At 53.8% G+C, this 19,221-nt stretch carries 17 protein-coding genes; 16 read left to right on the forward strand and 1 reads right to left on the reverse strand.

Annotation, left to right across the window (positions count from 1 at the left end):
* The first annotated feature begins 9 nt into the window (after positions 1-9).
* The 14 genes from wcaF to galF all read left to right on the forward strand — a co-directional run bounded on the left by wcaF (position 10) and on the right by galF (position 16,821).
* On the forward strand, positions 10-549 hold the full coding sequence (gene wcaF, locus JT31_RS20015) for a colanic acid biosynthesis acetyltransferase WcaF (RefSeq protein ID WP_038481250.1): 540 nt from the start codon (positions 10-12) through the stop codon (positions 547-549).
* Between the two features lie 55 nt (positions 550-604).
* The gene (gmd, locus tag JT31_RS20020; RefSeq protein WP_038481254.1) at positions 605-1,726 is read left to right on the forward strand and encodes a GDP-mannose 4,6-dehydratase; all 1,122 of its coding nucleotides are present in this window, start codon (positions 605-607) and stop codon (positions 1,724-1,726) included.
* Positions 1,727-1,728: 2 nt separating this feature from the next.
* Positions 1,729-2,694 (forward strand): GDP-L-fucose synthase, encoded by a 966-nt coding sequence (gene fcl / locus JT31_RS20025; RefSeq protein ID WP_038481257.1) that lies wholly within the window; start codon positions 1,729-1,731, stop codon positions 2,692-2,694.
* A 2-nt stretch (positions 2,695-2,696) separates the two neighbouring features.
* Positions 2,697-3,176: a GDP-mannose mannosyl hydrolase gene (locus JT31_RS20030; protein WP_038481260.1), complete on the forward strand. Its 480-nt coding sequence runs from the start codon at positions 2,697-2,699 to the stop codon at positions 3,174-3,176.
* Complete coding sequence (gene wcaI / locus JT31_RS20035; protein WP_038481263.1) at positions 3,173-4,393, forward strand: colanic acid biosynthesis fucosyltransferase WcaI; 1,221 nt, start codon at positions 3,173-3,175, stop codon at positions 4,391-4,393. The genes JT31_RS20030 and wcaI overlap by 4 nt, the downstream gene beginning before the upstream one ends.
* A 17-nt stretch (positions 4,394-4,410) precedes the next feature.
* Complete coding sequence (cpsB, locus tag JT31_RS20040; RefSeq protein ID WP_038481266.1) at positions 4,411-5,853, forward strand: mannose-1-phosphate guanyltransferase; 1,443 nt, start codon at positions 4,411-4,413, stop codon at positions 5,851-5,853.
* A 73-nt stretch (positions 5,854-5,926) separates the two neighbouring features.
* Positions 5,927-7,297, forward strand: coding sequence for a phosphomannomutase CpsG (gene cpsG, locus JT31_RS20045; RefSeq protein ID WP_038481269.1), 1,371 nt, complete (start codon positions 5,927-5,929; stop codon positions 7,295-7,297).
* A 295-nt stretch (positions 7,298-7,592) separates the two neighbouring features.
* Positions 7,593-8,987 (forward strand): undecaprenyl-phosphate glucose phosphotransferase, encoded by a 1,395-nt coding sequence (gene wcaJ / locus JT31_RS20050; RefSeq protein WP_038481272.1) that lies wholly within the window; start codon positions 7,593-7,595, stop codon positions 8,985-8,987.
* 12 nt (positions 8,988-8,999) lie between these two features.
* On the forward strand, positions 9,000-10,478 hold the full coding sequence (locus JT31_RS20055) for an MOP flippase family protein (protein ID WP_038481274.1): 1,479 nt from the start codon (positions 9,000-9,002) through the stop codon (positions 10,476-10,478).
* A gap of 21 nt (positions 10,479-10,499) precedes the next feature.
* Positions 10,500-11,780: a colanic acid biosynthesis pyruvyl transferase WcaK gene (gene wcaK / locus JT31_RS20060; RefSeq protein WP_038481277.1), complete on the forward strand. Its 1,281-nt coding sequence runs from the start codon at positions 10,500-10,502 to the stop codon at positions 11,778-11,780.
* On the forward strand, positions 11,777-12,997 hold the full coding sequence (gene wcaL, locus JT31_RS20065) for a colanic acid biosynthesis glycosyltransferase WcaL (protein WP_038481280.1): 1,221 nt from the start codon (positions 11,777-11,779) through the stop codon (positions 12,995-12,997). Before wcaK ends, wcaL begins: the two co-directional genes overlap by 4 nt.
* A 26-nt stretch (positions 12,998-13,023) precedes the next feature.
* Complete coding sequence (gene wcaM, locus JT31_RS20070; RefSeq protein ID WP_038481283.1) at positions 13,024-14,448, forward strand: colanic acid biosynthesis protein WcaM; 1,425 nt, start codon at positions 13,024-13,026, stop codon at positions 14,446-14,448.
* A 255-nt stretch (positions 14,449-14,703) separates the two neighbouring features.
* Positions 14,704-15,699 (forward strand): NAD-dependent epimerase/dehydratase family protein, encoded by a 996-nt coding sequence (locus JT31_RS20075; RefSeq protein WP_038481286.1) that lies wholly within the window; start codon positions 14,704-14,706, stop codon positions 15,697-15,699.
* Between the two features lie 222 nt (positions 15,700-15,921).
* Positions 15,922-16,821: a UTP--glucose-1-phosphate uridylyltransferase GalF gene (gene galF, locus JT31_RS20080; protein WP_038481289.1), complete on the forward strand. Its 900-nt coding sequence runs from the start codon at positions 15,922-15,924 to the stop codon at positions 16,819-16,821.
* Positions 16,822-16,920: 99 nt separating this feature from the next.
* Here galF and JT31_RS23790 read toward each other — a convergent pair whose 3' ends face one another.
* Positions 16,921-17,136, reverse strand: a complete 216-nt coding sequence (locus JT31_RS23790; protein ID WP_144244070.1) for a hypothetical protein — start codon at positions 17,134-17,136, stop codon at positions 16,921-16,923.
* A gap of 89 nt (positions 17,137-17,225) precedes the next feature.
* Here JT31_RS23790 and rfbB point away from each other — a divergent pair, with 89 nt between their 5' ends.
* Together rfbB and rfbD are read left to right on the forward strand one after the other, a co-directional pair.
* Positions 17,226-18,311, forward strand: a complete 1,086-nt coding sequence (gene rfbB / locus JT31_RS20085; protein WP_038481291.1) for a dTDP-glucose 4,6-dehydratase — start codon at positions 17,226-17,228, stop codon at positions 18,309-18,311.
* On the forward strand, positions 18,308-19,204 hold the full coding sequence (gene rfbD / locus JT31_RS20090; RefSeq protein ID WP_038481294.1) for a dTDP-4-dehydrorhamnose reductase: 897 nt from the start codon (positions 18,308-18,310) through the stop codon (positions 19,202-19,204). The genes rfbB and rfbD overlap by 4 nt, the downstream gene beginning before the upstream one ends.
* Positions 19,205-19,221 lie beyond the last annotated feature (17 nt).

Consider the following 19,221-nt stretch of genomic DNA (forward strand, 5'->3'; position numbering starts at 1 on the left):
GGAAATATTATGCAGGATTTAAGCGGCTTCAGTGTACCGAGGGGATTTCGCGGCGCGAGCGGCATTAAAGTGCAATTGTGGTGGGCGGTACAGGCCACGCTGTTCGCCTGGTCACCACAGATTTTATATCCATGGCGTGCCTTTTTATTACGCATGTTCGGGGCGAAGGTAGGCAAAAAAGTTGTTATTCGTCCCTCGGTGAAAATTACCTACCCATGGAAATTAACGCTTGGGGATTATGCCTGGGTTGGCGATGACGCGGTGCTTTATACCCTCGGCGAAATTACCATCGGCGCAAACTCCGTGGTGTCGCAAAAGTGTTATTTGTGCACCGGCAGCCACGATTATATGAGCCAGCATTTTGATATTACCCAGTCACCGATTGTTATCGGCGAAAAATGCTGGCTGGCAACGGATGTGTTTGTTTCCCCTGGCGTCACGATAGGCGATGGCTGCGTCGTGGGGGCAAGGAGCAGCGTTTATAAATCATTACCGGCGAACGCCGTTTGCCGGGGTAACCCGGCAGTAAAAATACGCGAACGCGCGTGAGCGCTCTTTATTTAAAGAAAAGCTCTTATTTTTATCTTCAATCATAGGAAATATCATGACTAAAGTAGCTCTCATTACGGGTGTCACCGGACAAGACGGCTCTTACCTGGCGGAATTCCTGCTGGAAAAAGGCTATGAAGTTCACGGTATCAAGCGTCGCGCCTCTTCTTTCAACACCGAGCGCGTGGACCATATTTATCAGGATCCGCACGCGGGCAACCCGAAGTTCCATCTGCACTACGGCGACCTGACCGACACCTCAAACCTGACCCGCATTCTGTCTGAAGTGAAGCCAGATGAAGTGTACAACCTCGGGGCGATGAGCCACGTAGCGGTTTCTTTTGAGTCCCCGGAATACACCGCGGACGTGGACGCGATGGGCACCCTGCGCCTGCTGGAAGCCATTCGCTTCCTGGGTCTGGAAAAGAAAACTCGCTTCTACCAGGCATCCACTTCAGAACTGTACGGCCTGGTGCAGGAAATTCCACAGAAAGAGACCACGCCTTTCTACCCTCGTTCCCCATACGCGGTAGCCAAGCTTTACGCCTACTGGATAACCGTTAACTACCGTGAATCCTACGGTATGTACGCCTGTAACGGCATTCTGTTCAACCACGAATCTCCACGCCGTGGCGAGACGTTCGTGACCCGTAAGATTACCCGCGCGATCGCCAACATTGCTCAGGGCCTGGAGAAATGCCTGTACCTCGGCAACATGGACTCCCTGCGCGACTGGGGCCATGCCAAAGACTACGTGAAAATGCAGTGGATGATGCTGCAGCAGGAAAAACCGGAAGACTTCGTCATCGCCACCGGCGTGCAGTACTCCGTGCGTCAGTTCGTGGAAATGGCTGCCGCGCAGCTCGGCATCAAGCTGCGCTTTGAAGGCCAGGGCGTGGAAGAGAAGGGCATTGTGGTATCCGTCACGGGCCACGACGCGCCGGGCGTGAAACCAGGCGACGTTATCGTCTCCGTTGACCCGCGCTACTTCCGTCCTGCTGAAGTAGAAACCCTGCTGGGCGACCCAACCAAAGCGCACGAAACGCTGGGCTGGAAGCCGGAAATTACCCTGCAGGAGATGGTCGGTGAGATGGTTGCCAAAGACCTGGAAGCGGCGAAGAAACACTCCCTGCTGAAGTCCCATGGTTATGAGGTTGCCATCGCGCTGGAGTCCTGAGTATGAATAAGAAACGTATCTTTGTTGCCGGTCACCGTGGCATGGTCGGCTCGGCCATTGTCCGCCAGCTCGGGCAGCGTGATGACGTTGAGCTGGTGCTGCGCGGGCGCGATGAGCTGAACCTGCTGGACAGCGGCGAGGTGAATGCCTTTTTCGCCAGTGAGAAAATCGATCAGGTTTACCTGGCGGCGGCAAAAGTGGGCGGCATCGTTGCTAATAACACGTTCCCGGCGGAGTTCATCTACGAGAACATGATGATCGAAAGCAACATTATTCATGCCGCGCACACGCACGGCGTGAACAAACTGTTGTTCCTCGGCTCATCCTGTATTTATCCGAAGATGGCGCAGCAGCCGATGGCCGAAAGCGAGCTGTTGCAGGGCACGCTTGAAGCCACGAACGAGCCGTATGCCATTGCCAAGATTGCCGGTATCAAGCTGTGTGAGTCCTACAATCGCCAGTACGGGCGGGATTACCGTTCGGTAATGCCGACTAACCTGTACGGGCCGAACGACAACTTCCACCCGAGCAACTCGCACGTCATTCCGGCCCTGCTGCGCCGCTTCCATGAAGCCACGCAGGAGAACGCGCCTGACGTGGTGGTGTGGGGCAGCGGCACGCCGATGCGCGAGTTCTTGCACGTCGATGACATGGCTGCGGCCAGCATTCACGTGATGGAGCTGGCCCAGGAAGTGTGGCAGGAGAACACCGACCCGATGCTGTCGCACATTAACGTCGGCACCGGCGTGGACTGCACGATCCGCGAGCTGGCGCAGACGCTGGCGAAAGTGACCGGCTACCGTGGTCGCGTGGTGTTTGACGCCACGAAGCCGGACGGCACGCCGCGTAAGCTGCTGGACGTTTCCCGCCTGCATCGACTCGGCTGGTATCACGAGATTACCCTGGAAGCTGGTCTCGCCAGCACCTACCAGTGGTTCCTCGAAAACCAGCAGCGGTTCCGGGGGTAGGTATGTTTCTTAGCGCTGAAGATTTTGCCACCGTAGTGAGCGCGACTCCGCTTATCTCAATCGATCTTATCGTCGAAAACCAGGCGGGCGAGTTCCTGCTGGGTTTGCGAACCAATCGCCCTGCAAAGGGCTTTTGGTTTGTGCCGGGCGGCCGCGTGCAGAAGGATGAGACCCTGGCTAATGCGTTTATGCGCCTGACGGAGGCGGAGCTGGGCTCGGCCTTCACCCTTGCAGAGGGTGAATTTTACGGCGTCTGGCAGCATTTTTACGGCGATAACTTCTCCGGGAAAGATTTCTCGACGCATTACGTGGTGCTCGGCTTCCGCCTGCGGGTGGACGACAAGCAGCTAAATCTGCCGGCCGAGCAGCATAAAGCGTACTGCTGGCTGACGCCGGAAGCGCTGCTCAAGCGTGAGGACGTGCACGATAACAGCCGCGCTTACTTCATTAAGCAGGGCAAAGGGAAGGTACCGGGCTTATGAAAATTCTGGTCTACGGCATTAACTATTCACCGGAGCTGACCGGCATCGGCAAGTACACCGGTGAAATGGTGGAGTGGATGACCAGCCAGGGCCATGAGGTGCGGGTGATCACCGCGCCTCCTTACTATCCGGTGTGGAAAGTTCACCCGGACTACTCGGCATGGAAATACAAAAAAGAGCAGGGTAAGGCTACCGTCTGGCGCTGCCCGCTGTATGTGCCAAAGCAGCCTTCTACGCTCAAGCGCCTGCTGCATTTAGGCAGTTTCGCGCTGAGCTCATTTTTCCCGCTTCTCGCCCAGCGCGGCTGGAAGCCAGATCGCGTGATTGGCGTGGTGCCGACGCTGTTTTGCGTGCCGGGGATGCGCCTGCTCGCAAAATTGAGCGGGGCACGCACGCTGCTGCATATCCAGGATTATGAAGTGGACGCGATGCTTGGCCTGGGTATGGCAGGTAAGACGCCGGGCAAAATTGCTCGCCTTGCGCAGCGCTTTGAAAAGAGCGGCCTGCACAACGTCGATAACGTCTCCACTATTTCCCGCTCAATGATGAATAAAGCCACCGAGAAAGGCGTAGATCCGCAGCGGGTGATTTTCTTCCCTAACTGGTCGGAAGTGGCTCGTTTTCGCGATGTTGCGCCCGAGCAAATCGAAGCCGTTCGCCATGCGCTCAACCTGCCGGCAGATAAAAAAATCGTGCTGTACTCCGGCAATATTGGCGAAAAACAAGGGCTGGAAACGGTGATTGAAGTGGCGGGCCGGTTCGCCGGGAGCCCGTACCTGTTTGTGATTGTTGGCCAGGGCGGCGGCAAAGAGCGGCTCGAAAAACTGGTGCATGTTCACGGGCTGAATAATGTGGTTTTCCACCCGCTACAGTCTTACGAAGCGCTCCCGGCGCTGCTTGGCCTGGCCGACTGTCATCTGGTTATCCAACGTCGTGGGGCGGCGGATGCCGTACTGCCTTCAAAACTGACCAATATCCTGGCCGTAGGCGGCAATGCGGTGATTACCGCCGAGCCGGAAACCGAGCTGGGCCAGCTTTGCGAAGCTTATCCGGGCATAGCGGTTTGCGTGGTGCCCGAGTCCGCCGATGCGCTGGCGACGGGCATAGAACGGTGCCTGCAGCTTCCTCAAAACAACACGGTGGCACGTGAATATGCCGAACGCACGCTCGAAAAAGAGAACGTGTTAAGCCAATTTATTGCGGCCATCTCTTCATAAAAAGTCGGGGATAAATTATGAGTCAGTCACAACTCTATCCGGTGATCATGGCGGGCGGAAACGGCAGTCGCCTTTGGCCGCTGTCCCGCGTGCTGTACCCCAAGCAGTTCCTCTGCCTGAAAGGGGATCTGACCATGCTGCAAACCACCATCAATCGCCTGAACGGGGTCGAGTGCGAAAGCCCGGTGGTGATTTGCAATGAGGAACACCGTTTTATCGTCGCCGAGCAGCTGCGCCAGCTAAATAAACTGACCGAAAATATCGTGCTGGAACCCGCCGGGCGCAACACGGCTCCGGCCATCGCGCTGGCGGCGCTTGCGGCGCTGCGTAACCAGCCGCAGCAGGATCCGCTGATGCTGATTCTGGCCGCCGATCACGTCATCCAGAATGAAGAGGCCTTCCGTAACGCGGTGCGCAGCGCGATGCCTTACGCCGAGGCCGGTAAGCTGGTGACCTTTGGTATTGTTCCGGATCTGCCTGAAACGGGCTACGGCTATATTCGCCGTGGCGCCGTGTCTAACCCGGAAAACGGCGTTGATGCGCTGGCCTTTGGCGTGGCGCAGTTCGTCGAAAAACCTGACCTTTCTACAGCGCAGGCCTATGTTGCCAGCGGCGAGTACTACTGGAACAGCGGTATGTTCCTGTTCCGCGCTGGCCGTTACCTGGAAGAGCTGGCGAAGTTCCGCCCGGATATTCTGGCAGCCTGTGAAAAAGCGATGGCGAGCGTCGATCCGGATCTGGATTTTGTTCGCGTGGACGAGCAGGCATTCCTGGCCTGCCCGGATGAGTCCATCGACTACGCGGTGATGGAAAAAACCGCCGATGCGGTTGTGGTACCGATGGATGCGGGCTGGAGCGACGTAGGCTCCTGGTCTTCGCTATGGGAAATCAGCGCCAAGACCCCGGAAGGCAATGTGCACTACGGGGACGTTATCAGCCATGAAACCGAAAACAGCTACATCTATGCCGAGTCCGGCCTGGTCACCACCGTTGGCGTGAAGGATTTGGTGGTGGTGCAGACCAAAGACGCGGTGCTGATTGCTGACCGCGATCACGTCCAGAACGTGAAGAAAGTGGTGGAGAGAATCAAAGGCGATGGCCGTCACGAACACCACAATCACCGGGAAGTTTACCGTCCGTGGGGAAAATATGACTCCATTGATTCCGGGGATCGTTACCAGGTGAAGCGCATCACCGTCAAGCCGGGCGAGGGGCTTTCGCTGCAAATGCACCATCATCGTGCTGAGCACTGGATTGTGGTGGCGGGCACCGCGAAGGTCACGCTGGGCGAGGAGGTCAAACTGCTGGGTGAAAACGAGTCTATTTATATCCCGCTCGGCATGACCCACTGCCTGGAAAATCCCGGCAAAATTCCTCTCGACCTGATTGAGGTTCGCTCCGGTACCTACCTGGAAGAAGACGACATCGTCCGTTTCCAGGACCGCTACGGACGCATTTAATCCCTGATTGTAAACATTCTCCACGGGCCACGAACCCGTGGGTTGGGTAACTGTTGCCCGAAGGAGCGAAATCATGCAGCAACTGACCTGTTTTAAAGCCTACGACATCCGCGGCCGCCTGGGCGACGAGCTGAACGAAGACATCGCCTGGCGCATCGGCCGTGCCTACGGCGAGTACCTGAAGCCGAAAACTATCGTGCTGGGCGGCGACGTGCGCCTGACCAGCGAATCGCTGAAGCAGGCGCTGGCGCGTGGCCTGCAGGACGCGGGCGTGGACGTGCTGGATATCGGCCTGTCCGGCACCGAAGAAATCTATTTTGCCACCTGGCATCTGGACGTGGACGGCGGGATCGAAGTGACCGCCAGCCATAACCCGATGGACTACAACGGCATGAAGCTGGTGCGCCAGGGCGCCCGCCCGATCAGCGGCGACACCGGCCTGCGCGACGTGCAGCGCCTGGCGGAAGCCAATGACTTCCCGCCGGTGAATGAGGCGGCGCGCGGCAGCTACCGGAAAGTGTCGGTGGTGGAAGCCTACCTCGACCATCTTTTCTCCTACATCAACGTCAGCCACATCAAACCGCTGAAGCTGGTGGTCAACTCCGGCAACGGCGCGGCGGGCCCGATTGTGGACGCCATTGAAGCCCGCTTTAAGGCACTCAACGTGCCGCTGACCTTCGTGAAAGTGCACAACACGCCGGACGGCAATTTCCCCAACGGGATCCCTAACCCGCTGCTGCCGGAATGCCGCGCCGATACCCGCGACGCGGTGATTGAGCACGGAGCCGATATGGGCATCGCCTTTGACGGGGACTTTGACCGCTGCTTCCTGTTCGACGAGAAAGGGCAGTTTATTGAGGGGTACTACATCGTGGGCCTGCTGGCGGCGGCGTTCCTCGAAAAACAGCCTGGGTCGAAAATCATTCACGACCCGCGCCTGGCGTGGAACACGGTAGATATCGTCGAGCGCGCGGGCGGCAAACCGGTGATGTCGAAAACCGGGCACGCGTTTATCAAAGAGCGCATGCGTGAAGAGGATGCAATTTACGGCGGCGAGATGAGTGCCCACCACTACTTCCGCGACTTTGCCTACTGCGACAGCGGGATGATCCCGTGGCTGCTGGTGACCGAACTGCTTTGCCTGAAGGGGAAAACGCTGGGTGAACTGGTGCAGGACCGCATGGCGGCGTGGCCGGCCAGCGGGGAGATCAACAGCAAGCTGGAAGCCCCTGCGGCGGCGATTGAGCGTGTGCGCGCACATTTTGGCCCGCACGCGGAAGAGATCGACCACACGGACGGGATCAGCATGGCGTTTGGCGACTGGCGGTTCAACCTGCGCAGTTCTAACACCGAGCCGGTGGTGCGCCTGAACGTGGAGTCTCGCGGTGATGAGACGCTGATGCAGGCGCGAACGCAGGAAATTATGGCTTTGCTGAACCAGTAATCTGCCGCATTTGTGTGTTTTAACCCTCACCCTGGCCCTCTCCCTGGAAGGGAGAGGGGAAAGTCAGGAGCCAGAACTTCCTACTCTCTCTCCTGAAGGGAGAGGGGAAAGTCAGGAGCCAGAACTTCCTACTCTCTCCTGAAGGGAGAGGGGAAAGCCAGGAGCCAGAACTTCCTACTCCCCCCTGAAGGGAGAGGGAATGCTCCTGGTTCCAGCTATTACCCCCTCTCCCCCTTGGGGAGAGGGTTGGGGTGAGGGGGAAAACACCGATGCGACTTCTTTCAAAGGTAAAACGATGACAAATCTAAAAAAGCGCGAGCTGCCAAAAACCAACGCATCGTTGATCTCTATGGTGCAACGTTTTTCCGACATCAGCATCATGTTTGCCGGGCTGTGGATGGTCTGTAAGGCTAACGCTTTGCCGTTTCTCTATATGCATCTGCTGATGGCTTTATTGACCCTCGTTGTGTTTCAGATGATCGGTGGGATGACGGATTTTTATCGTTCGTGGCGTGGGGTAAAAATCTCCAGCGAGTTATTCCTGCTGCTGCAGAACTGGACGCTGAGCGTGATTTTCAGCGCCGGACTGCTGGCTTTTAATAGCGACTTTGACGGCTCGTTCTGGGTTTATCTGGCCTGGTACGTATTGACCGGCGCGGGGCTGGTTGTTTGCCGATCGTGGATTCGATTTGCCGCAGGCTGGCTGCGTAACAAAGGCTTTAATACGCGTCGTGTTGCCATTGCAGGCTCTCTGCCGGTCGGTCAGGTGCTGGCGCAAAGCTTTAAAAATGAGCCCTGGCTGGGCTTTAACGTGCTGGGTGTTTACGACGATGAACCGCCGGCAGGCGCGCTGATCAACTATATGGGCAACTTCAATACGCTCGTGACCGACGCCCGCAACGGCCAGATTGATAAAATCTACATTGCGATGGAAATGAGCCACGAGTCGCGCATTAAAAAGCTGGTGAGCGAACTGGCGGATACCACCTGTTCCGTGCTGCTGATCCCCGATGTTTTTACCTTCAATATTCTTAATGCCCGCACTGAAGAGGTAAACGGCGTGCCCGTCGTGCCGCTGTTTGAAACCCCGCTGAGCGGCTTTAACAGCGTGCTTAAGCGGCTGGAAGATATCGTGCTGTCCTCTTTTATCCTGCTGCTGATTTCCCCCGTTCTGCTGTGCATCAGCCTCGCGGTGAAGCTGACTTCGCCAGGGCCGGTTATCTTCCGTCAGACCCGCTACGGGATGGACGGCAAGCCCATCAAAGTGTGGAAATTCCGCTCCATGAAAGTGATGGAGAACGACGCGGTGGTGGTGCAGGCCACGAAAGGCGACAAGCGTATTACGCCTATCGGGAGCTTTCTGCGCCGCACTTCGCTGGACGAGCTGCCGCAGTTTATTAACGTCCTGCTTGGGGGCATGTCAATTGTCGGCCCTCGTCCCCATGCCGTTGCCCACAACGAAGAATACCGCGCGTTAATCGAAGGCTACATGCTGCGCCATAAGGTCAAGCCAGGTATTACCGGCTGGGCGCAAATTAACGGCTGGCGCGGCGAAACCGACACGCTCGACAAGATGGAAAAACGCGTCGAATTTGACCTGGAATACATTCGCGAATGGAGCCTGTGGTTCGACATCAAGATTGTTTTCCTTACCGTTTTCAAAGGCTTTGTTAACAAAGCGGCATACTGACCGGAACCCAACATGAGCCTGAGAGAAAAAACCATCAGCGGCGCAAAGTGGTCCGCGATTGCCACGGTCATTATTATTGGCCTGGGGCTGGCGCAGATGACTATTCTGGCCAGAACCATTGATAACCACCAGTTTGGCCTGCTTACCGTGTCGCTGGTGATTATCGCCCTGGCCGATACGCTGTCTGATTTTGGTATTGCCAACTCCATTATTCAGCGCAAAGAGATAAGCCAGCTGGAGCTGACCACGCTGTACTGGCTAAACGTCGGGCTGGGCGTGCTGGTATGCATCGTGGTCTTTTTACTGAGCGATGTGATTGCCGGCGTGCTGCATAACCCGGACCTGTCGCCGCTGATTAAAACGCTGTCCTTTGCTTTTATCGTCATTCCGCACGGGCAGCAGTTTCGCGCCCTGATGCAAAAGGAACTCGAGTTCTCAAAAATCGGTTCCATTGAGACGGTGTCCGTGCTGGTGGGCTTTAGCGTGACCGTCACGGCGGCGATGTACTACCCGTTTGCTATTACGGCAATCATCGGTTACCTGGTGAATACCGTCGTTCGTACCTCACTGTTTGGCTTCTTCGGGCGCAAGATTTACCGCCCAGGTTTCCATTTTTCCCTGAAGTCGGTTAATTCCAACCTGAAGTTTGGCGCGTGGCTGACCGCCGATAGCGTGATCAACTACGTCAATACCAACCTTTCCACGCTGGTACTGGCGCGTATTCTCGGCGCCGGCGTCGCCGGTGGTTATAACCTGGCTTATAACGTCGCGGTTGTCCCGCCGATGAAGCTCAACCCGATCATTACCCGCGTGCTGTTCCCGGCGTTTGCCAAGATTCAGGATGACACCGCGAAGCTGCGGGTGAACTTCTACAAGCTGCTGTCGATTGTCGGCATCATCAACTTCCCGGCGCTGCTGGGGCTGATGGTGGTCTCAAATAACTTCGTTCCGCTGGTGTTTGGGGAAAAATGGCAGTTCATTACGCCAATCCTGCAGCTGCTGTGCGTCGTCGGCCTGCTGCGCTCCATCGGGAACCCGATCGGGTCGCTGCTGATGGCGAAGGCGCGGGTGGACATCAGTTTTAAATTCAACGTTTTTAAAACCTTCCTGTTTATCCCGGCCATTATCGTCGGCGGCCAGCTGGGCGGCGCGCTCGGCGTCACGCTCGGTTTCCTGCTTGTTCAGGTGGTTAACACCGTCCTCAGCTATTTCATCATGATCAAACCGGTGCTGGGCTCCAGCTACCGGGAGTACATCCTCAGCATCTGGCTGCCTTTTTATCTGTCGCTACCGACGCTGATTGTCAGCGCCGGACTTGGCGTGGCGCTTAACGGGCATCTGCCCCTGGCGGCGTTGCTTTGTATACAGGTAGCGGCCGGGGCTGCGGCTTTTATGGTGATGATTATTTTGTCCCGCAATGCGCTGATCGTCGAAATGAAGCAACAGTTTTGCCGCAGCGAACGCCTGAAAGCGCTGCTTCGCGCTGGCTAAGAACCCTATTAAGAGGTCGATATGAAATTACTTATTCTTGGCAACCATACTTGCGGCAATCGCGGTGATAGCGCCATTTTGCGCGGGTTGATCGATGCCATTACCACGCTTGACGACGGCATACATGTAGATGTTATGAGCCGTTACCCGGTGAGTTCAGCCTGGCTGCTGGGGCGCCCGGTCCTGGGCGATGGGCTGTATAAGCAAATGAAGCAGTACAACAATGCGGCCGGGCTCGTAGGCCGGGTAAAAAAAGTGCTGCGCCGTAAATATCAGCACCAGGTGCTGCTGGCGAAGGCGACCAACACCGGGCGACTGCGTAATATTGCTATCCCGCAGGGGTTCATCGATTTTGTGAAATCGCTGCAGGAGTACGATGCGATTATTCAGGTCGGCGGCTCGTTCTTTGTTGACCTGTATGGCGTGAGCCAGTTTGAACATGCGCTGTGCAGTTTTATGGCGCGTAAACCCGTCTATATGGTCGGCCATAGCGTGGGGCCGTTCCAGGATCCGCAGTTTAACCAGCTGGCGAACTACGTTTTCGGCCACGCGAAGTCACTTATCCTGCGCGAAACCGTGAGCCTGGATCTGATGAAGAAAAGTCAGATAGATACCAGCAAGGTCGAGCAGGGGGTCGATACGGCATGGCTGGTGGCACAGCATGAAGAGGATTTTGTACCGAGCTATGCGGTTAAGCACTGGCTTGGCGTAATTGAAGGTAAGAAAACCGTGGCGATTACGCTACGGGAACTTGCGCCGTTCGATAAGCGGCTGGGTACCACCCAGGAAGCTTACGAGCGGGCCTTTGCCGAAGTGGTGAACCGCACCATTGAGCAGGGTTACCAGGTTCTGGCGCTTTCCACCTGTACCGGTATCGACAGCTATAACAAAGACGATCGCATGGTGGCGCTCAACATTCGCCAGTACATCAGGCAGCCCGATGACTATCACGTCGTGATGGATGAGCTTAACGATCTGGAGATGGGCAAAATCTTCGCCGCCTGCGAGCTGACGGTGGGGACTCGCCTGCACTCGGCGATTATCTCGATGAACTTTGGCACGCCGGCCGTGGCGATCAACTACGAACACAAATCCGCAGGCATTATGCAGCAGCTCGGTATGCCTGAAATGGCCATCGATATTCGCCAACTGCTGGACGGTTCTCTGCAGGGCGTAGTCGCTGACGTGCTTGGGCAGTTGCCGTCAATTAACCAGCGGCTTGCGTTGGCGGTAAGCGCCGAGCGCGCAAACGGCATGAAAATGGTGGAATCGGTGCTTGAGCGAGTCAAGGAGGGGAAATGAAGATAGGTTTCTTCCTGCTGAAGTTTCCGCTGGCGTCGGAAACCTTTGTGCTGAACCAGATCACCGCTTTTATCGACATGGGCCATGAGGTTGAGATTGTTGCCCTGCAAAAAGGGGATCTGACCAATACCCACGCGACGTTTAAAAGCTACGGGCTTTCGGAGAAAACCGTCTGGTTGCTTGATGAACCAGAGGGTAAAGTCGGCAAGCTGCAAAGCCGTGCGTTGAATACGCTCCGTGGCGGCCTGCGGGGCAGAACCTGGCGAGCCTTGAGTCGTGCTCGCTACGGCGATGAGGCCCGTAATCTGATCCTGTCATCTATTTGCGGGCGGCAGAAGCAGCCGCTGGAGGCCGACGTTTTTATCGCGCATTTTGGCCCGGCAGGCGTCACGGCAGCCAAGCTCAAGGAGCTTGGTGTGCTAAAAGGCAAAATTGCCACCGTATTCCACGGCATAGATATTTCGCACCGGGATGCGCTGGCTCATTACACGCCTGAATACAGGCAGCTGTTTGAGCGCGGAGATTTGATGCTGCCGATAAGCAATCTCTGGGCAAATCGCCTGAAGCAGATGGGCTGCCCGGAGAGCAAAATTGCGGTATCCAGAATGGGCGTGGATATGGACAAGTTTTCTTTGAGGCCTATGAAAACGCCGGGCACGCCGCTGGAGATTGTCTCCGTTGCGCGCCTGACGGAAAAAAAAGGCTTACATATTGCCATTGAAGCCTGCCGCCTGTTGAAGGCTCGCGGCGTGGCATTTCGCTACAACATTCTTGGCATTGGCCCCTGGGAGCGCCGTCTGAAGACGCTGATTGAGCAACTGCAGCTGGAGGACGTGGTCTTTATGCCCGGCTTCAAGCCGAGTCATGAGGTGAAAGCGATGCTCGACAGGGCCGACCTCTTCTTGCTGCCTTCTGTCACCGGTGAAGATGGCGACATGGAAGGGATCCCCGTCGCGCTGATGGAGGCGATGGCCGTTGGGATCCCCGTCGTGTCGACCGTTCATAGCGGCATCCCTGAGCTTATCGACGCCGATAAGTCGGGCTGGCTGGTACCGGAAAAGGACGCTTTTGCCCTTGCCGATAAGCTGCAGGCCTCGGCTTCCGTGTCGGAAAGTGACCTGCAGCTGATGCTGTCGCGCGCCAGGGAAAAAGTTACCAGCCAGTTCAATCAGCAGGTTATCAACCAGCAGCTTGCCCGTCAGCTTCAGACGCTGTAAATCACCGAATCCTATGATGAGGACTTATGTCGAAAAGCAATCCACTGAAGCGCATTCCTTTCTCCGCATCTCGCCGTAAGCTGCTGGCCGCGGGTTCTGCACTAGCGGCTGCATCCCTTATTCCCGGCACGGTAAAAGCTATCGGCCGGGGAACAGAGGTCAACGTCAAAGATTTCTATCAAAACGACTGGATAGCCGCCTTTAAGCAGGCGTTTGCCGAGGCAGACGTCGTTCAGGTGCCGGTGGATTTAGTCTGCGACAGCATCAATACCGCTATTTTCATGCCGCAGGGTAAAACGCTACAGGTGGCCGGCGGGCTGAAAGGCAACGGCAAAGGGCGCTTTGTGCTGCAGGATGGCTGCCAGATTGTCGGCGAGGGAAAGGGGCGGTTTAACAACATCACGCTGGATGTGCGGGGTTCCGACTGTACGATCAAAGGCATTGATATGAGCGGGTTTGTCAATGTGGCGCAGATTTACATTGGCGGGAAAGATAACCGTACGATGCGTAACTTCACCATCGACAACATCACCGTACACGATGCCAACTACGCGATACTGCGCCAGGGCTTTCATAACCGCATGGAGAACGTTCGCATCACTAACGGCCATTTCAGCCATCTGCAAGGGGATGCCATTGAGTGGAACGTGGCGATAAACGATAGCGATCTGCTGATTTCTGACCATGTTATTGACAACATTAACTGTACTAACGGAAAGATTAACTGGGGAATAGGCATCGGGCTGGCGGGCAGTACGTATAACAATAATTATCCAGAAGATCAGGCGGTAAAAAACTTCGTGGTGGCCAATATCACCGGCAGTAACTGTCGCCAGTTAGTTCATGTTGAGAATGGGAAGCATTTCCTTATTCGTAACGTAAAAGCGCGTAATATTAATCCGACCTTTAGCCGCACCGCCGGGATCGATAATGCCACCGTCGCGATATATGGCTGCGATAACTTTGTGATTGATGATGTGGATATGGTTAACAGTGCGGGAATGCTGATTGGTTACGGTGTAATCAAAGGTAATTACCTGTCTATTCCGCAAAATTTTAAGCTGAGCGATATAAAACTTGATAACAGCGAGCTGACCAGCCCGCTGCGCGGTATCCAGATTTCATCCGGCAATGCGACCTCCTTTGTGGCGATGACCAACGTTACCATGAAGCGCGCGACGCTAGAGTTTCATAACAAACCTCAGCATCTTTTTATGAGAAATATCAATGTTATGCAGCTTTCAACTAACGGACCTGCGCTGAAGATGAACTTTGATCTTCGCAAAGACGTACGTGGGAAGTTTATGGCTAAAAATGACACCTTACTGTCGCTGTCAAATATTCATGCTGTCAATGAAAAAGGGCAAAGCTCGGTAGATATAGACCGGGTAGACCAGCTACATGTCAATAGTGAGAATCTCAATTTCAGGCTGCCGGAAGTGAATAAGTAATATTGCAACTCCCTTTGGGACAATTCTCAGTCAACGGACGCTTAAGTAGAGGTGTTTGCCTATTTTGCTCGCCGCGCCAGAGCGCTAGCATGCGTTATTTGTTTAGCGAATTCATGCTGGCATCAAAGCACGAAAAGACTATAATCTGAGGATCCGCTAGTTAAAGTTAGGGTCTGGATTGTTGGTGGTTACAATCCAAGCTAAGCATCCAGCTTTATCTCAAATTTTGTTCAATACAAACAGAATAAGTGATTTATGAACGAAAAAGTTTTGTTAATCGGCGCATCTGGCTTCGTAGGCACCAGACTTCTGGAGACAACCCTTCCCGACTTTGCTATCCATAACCTGGATAAGCAGCAAAGCCATTTCTATCCTGAAATCACTACGCTGGGAGATGTGCGTGATCAGGAAACCCTCGACAAGGCACTTAACGGTTATAACACAATCGTTCTTTTAGCTGCTGAACACCGTGATGATGTTAGTCCAACATCGCTTTACTACGACGTAAATGTTCAAGGTACACGTAACGTACTGGCTGCAATGGAAAAAAATGGTGTCAAAAACATCATTTTCACAAGTTCAGTGGCGGTCTATGGATTGAATAAAACAAACCCTGATGAAAGTCATCCCCATGATCCCTTCAATCATTACGGCAAGAGCAAGTGGCAGGCAGAGGAGGTATTGCGTGAATGGCATCAGAACTCTCCAGGCGATCGTTCACTGACTATCATTCGTCCTACCGTTATTTTTGGGGAGCGTAACCGAGGCAATGTATACAACTTGCTCAAGCAGATTGCGAGCGGGAAATTTGCGATGGTTGGGGCCGGCAATAACTATAAGTCAATGGCTTATGTTGGTAATATTGTTGAATTTATTAAGTACAAATTAGCTAACGTACATGTCGGTTATGAGGTTTACAACTACGTCGACAAACCCGATCTCAATATGAATCAGTTGGTTTCTGAAGTAGAAAAAAGTCTCAATAAAAAGATTCCTTCTGTACATCTTCCATACAGCCTTGGCATGTTGGGTGGCCTTTGCTTCGATATTTTAAGTAAAGTTACCGGTAAAAAATACGCTATTAGCGCTGTTCGGGTGAAGAAATTCTGTGCAACTACTCAGTTTGATGCGTCAAAAGTGCATAGCTGTGGTTTTTTTGCTCCTTACTCGCTCTCTCAGGGATTGGATCGTACTCTGCAGTATGAATTTGTGCATGATAAGAAAGACGATATTACGTTTGTGACTGAGTAACACATTGCTGAAGATGACTTGCGAACTACGAAAATTCGGAAATATATCAATTAGTTAGTATTCGCGATTGCTTTCCGATTATTCTGAGTAAAGCTTATGGCAGCGAAAGAGTATCTTAACTCAACAGTGCTCTCAGATTGTTCAATTGATGTTAAGTCATCAAAGACTGTTCAAGTTAAGCGTGAATATGCATTTTCTCAGCTGTTATGAGGTAGGAGCGAAATGACTAATTTTAAAGCAGTTATCCCGGTAGCCGGTTTGGGCATGCATATGCTGCCAGCAACAAAAGCTATCCCTAAAGAGATGCTGCCAATTGTTGATAAACCGATGATCCAGTATATCGTCGACGAAATTGTTGCCGCGGGTATCAAAGAAATCGTGCTGGTGACTCACTCTTCCAAGAATGCCGTTGAAAACCACTTCGACACCTCTTACGAGCTGGAAGCCCTGCTTGAGCAGCGCGTTAAGCGCCAACTGCTGGCTGAAGTCCAGTCTATCTGCCCTCCGGGCGTCACCATCATGAACGTTCGCCAGGCTCAGCCGCTTGGGCTGGGGCACTCTATCCTTTGCGCACAGCCGATCGTTGGTAACAATCCATTTGTGGTGGTTTTGCCAGATGTGGTGCTTGATGGCGCGAGTGCCGATCCGCTGCGCTATAACCTGGCCGCCATGGTGGCTCGCTTCAATGAAACCGGCCGCACCCAGGTGCTGGCTAAGCATATGCCAAATGAAGATCTGGCTGCCTACTCGGTGATTACCACTCAGGAACCTTTGCTGAATGAAGGGCAGGTGAGCCGCGTAGTTGAGTTTGTTGAAAAACCGGATCAGCCGCAAACGCTGGACTCCGATCTCGCGGCGGTGGGGCGCTATGTGCTTTCGGCCGATATCTGGCCGCTGCTGGAAAAAACGGAACCAGGTGCATGGGGGCGTATTCAGTTAACCGACGCCATAGCGGTACTGAACGAAACTCAGCCAGTTGAAGTGATGCAGATGACCGGCGAGAGCTACGACTGCGGTAAGAAAATGGGCTATATGCAGGCGTTCGTCCAGTACGGGCTACGCAACCATAAAGAAGGGCAGAAGTTTCGCGAGCGTATTCAAAAGCTTCTTGCTGACGCATAGTCCTGCTTTAAGTCGCTTTCATGGATGAGGGTGCGGTAAACGGTGGCATAACGTTCAGTCTGAGCCAGGCGTTGAACGATGAGCCGCCGTTTTGCTTTATTAATCGACAGTGAAGTCTAAGTTTTTCATGGGCTTATCATTTTTTGGCCGTTGTGTATAGACCAAAGTTTTTCCTTGAGAATTGCCGTATGAAATATAAAATCGTGGCGATTTCTTGCATGCGGTACCTGAAGGTACGCTATGGCCTATGTTGTACAGTGCACTGGTAGCTGTTGAGCCAGGGGCGGTAGCATGGCTAAAATTCAGGTTCAGCATGCATCTATCCTTAAGAGATATCTCAAATATATTATATTCAGGGTGCTGCTCCCTTGAATGTAATAACAAGATTATAGAGAGACTGCACAGTGAAAATCCTAGTTACCGGCGGTGCCGGGTTTATTGGCTCAGCCGTTGTTCGTCATATCATTGATAATACTAAGGATAGTGTGGTTAACGTAGATAAGTTAACCTATGCCGGTAATCTGGAGTCTTTAGCCGATGTCGCCGCTAATGAGCGCTATCATTTCGTTCAGGCGGATATTTGCGATGCTGCAGCAATCGAGCAGATTTTTGAACAACACCAGCCGGATGCCGTCATGCATCTGGCCGCAGAGAGCCATGTCGATCGCTCCATCACTGGCCCGGCAGCTTTTGTTGAGACCAATATTGTTGGGACTTACGTACTGCTTGAAGCTGCACGCCATTATTGGTCCGGATTAGCCGCACAGAAGAAGACGAACTTCCGTTTCCATCACATCTCTACTGATGAAGTGTATGGCGATCTTCCGCACCCGGATGAAGTTGCACAGGGCGAAGCATTGCCCCTGTTTACAGAAACGACGGCGTACGCGCCAAGCAGCCCATACTCTGCATCGAAAGCTTCCAGCGATCATCTCGTTCGCGCCTGGCTCCGCACCTATGGTTTGCCGACGGTCGTCACCAATTGCTCAAATAACTACGGGCCGTTCCATTTCCCTGAGAAATTGATCCCACTCGTTATTCTGAATGCTCTGGAAGGAAAACCGCTGCCGATTTACGGTAAGGGCGATCAGATCCGTGACTGGCTGTATGTTGCAGACCACGCGCGTGCGCTTTATACGGTTGTTACTCAAGGGCAGGTAGGTGAGACCTACAACATCGGTGGTCACAACGAGAAGAAGAACCTCGAGGTTGTGCATACCATCTGTGATTTGTTGGACGAGATTGTGCCTAAAGAGGGCTCGTACCGCGACCAAATTACCTATGTCACTGACCGTCCTGGGCATGACCGTCGTTACGCGATTGATGCAGATAAAATCTCGCGCGAGCTGGGCTGGAAGCCGCAGGAGACGTTTGAGTCGGGTATTCGTAAAACGGTTCAGTGGTATTTAGACAACCAGCAATGGGTAGAAAACATTAAGAGCGGTGCCTATAAAAGCTGGATTGAGCAAAATTACGGTGAGCGTAAATGAATATCTTACTCTTCGGTAAGACGGGGCAGGTAGGTTGGGAACTACAGCGCGCGCTGGCACCATTAGGTAACGTTACTGCTCTGGATGTTCGTTCAGAAGAATTTTGCGGTGATTTCAGCCATCCGGAAGGCATTGCTGAAACGGTACGCCGCGTTAAGCCTGACGTCATCGTTAATGCAGCGGCGCATACGGCGGTGGATAAAGCAGAATCCGAACCTGAGCTGGCGCAGCTTCTAAACGCCATCAGCGTTGAAGCCATCGCTAAAGAGGCCGCAAAAATCGGTGCGTGGGTTGTGCATTACTCTACCGATTATGTTTTCCCAGGGGATGGTGAAACACCCTGGAAAGAAACCGATGAGACTGCACCGCTGAATGTCTACGGTGAAACGAAGCGTGCCGGTGAGATAGCGTTACAGGCACATTGCCCTAACCATCTGATTTTCAGAACCAGCTGGGTTTATGCCGCTAAAGGCAACAATTTCGCAAAAACCATGCTGCGTCTGGCAAAAGATCGTGAAGAACTGTCTATTATCAACGATCAAACAGGTGCCCCAACAGGCGCTGAATTGCTGGCTGATTGCACGGCCCACGCCATTCGAATTGCGCGACAAAAACCCGATGTTGCAGGGTTATACCATCTGGTAGCTTCCGGCTCGACAACCTGGTACGACTACGCTCGATTAGTGTTTGCTGAAGCTAAAAATGCAGGTGTTGATTTGGCTGTGACGAGAACAAATCCGTTGCCAACATCTGCTTACCCAACACCCGCCCGCCGACCGTCGAACTCTCGATTAGACAATACCCGGTTCCAGCAGACATTTGGTCTGGTGTTACCGTCCTGGGAACACGGTGTAAAACGCATGCTTACTGAGCTGTTTACGGCTAACGCATAGTTTTTCAGTAACATGTT

Origin of the sequence: Cedecea neteri (assembly GCF_000757825.1) — a bacterium.
GTDB classification, from domain to species: Bacteria; Pseudomonadota; Gammaproteobacteria; order Enterobacterales; family Enterobacteriaceae; genus Cedecea; species Cedecea selenatireducens.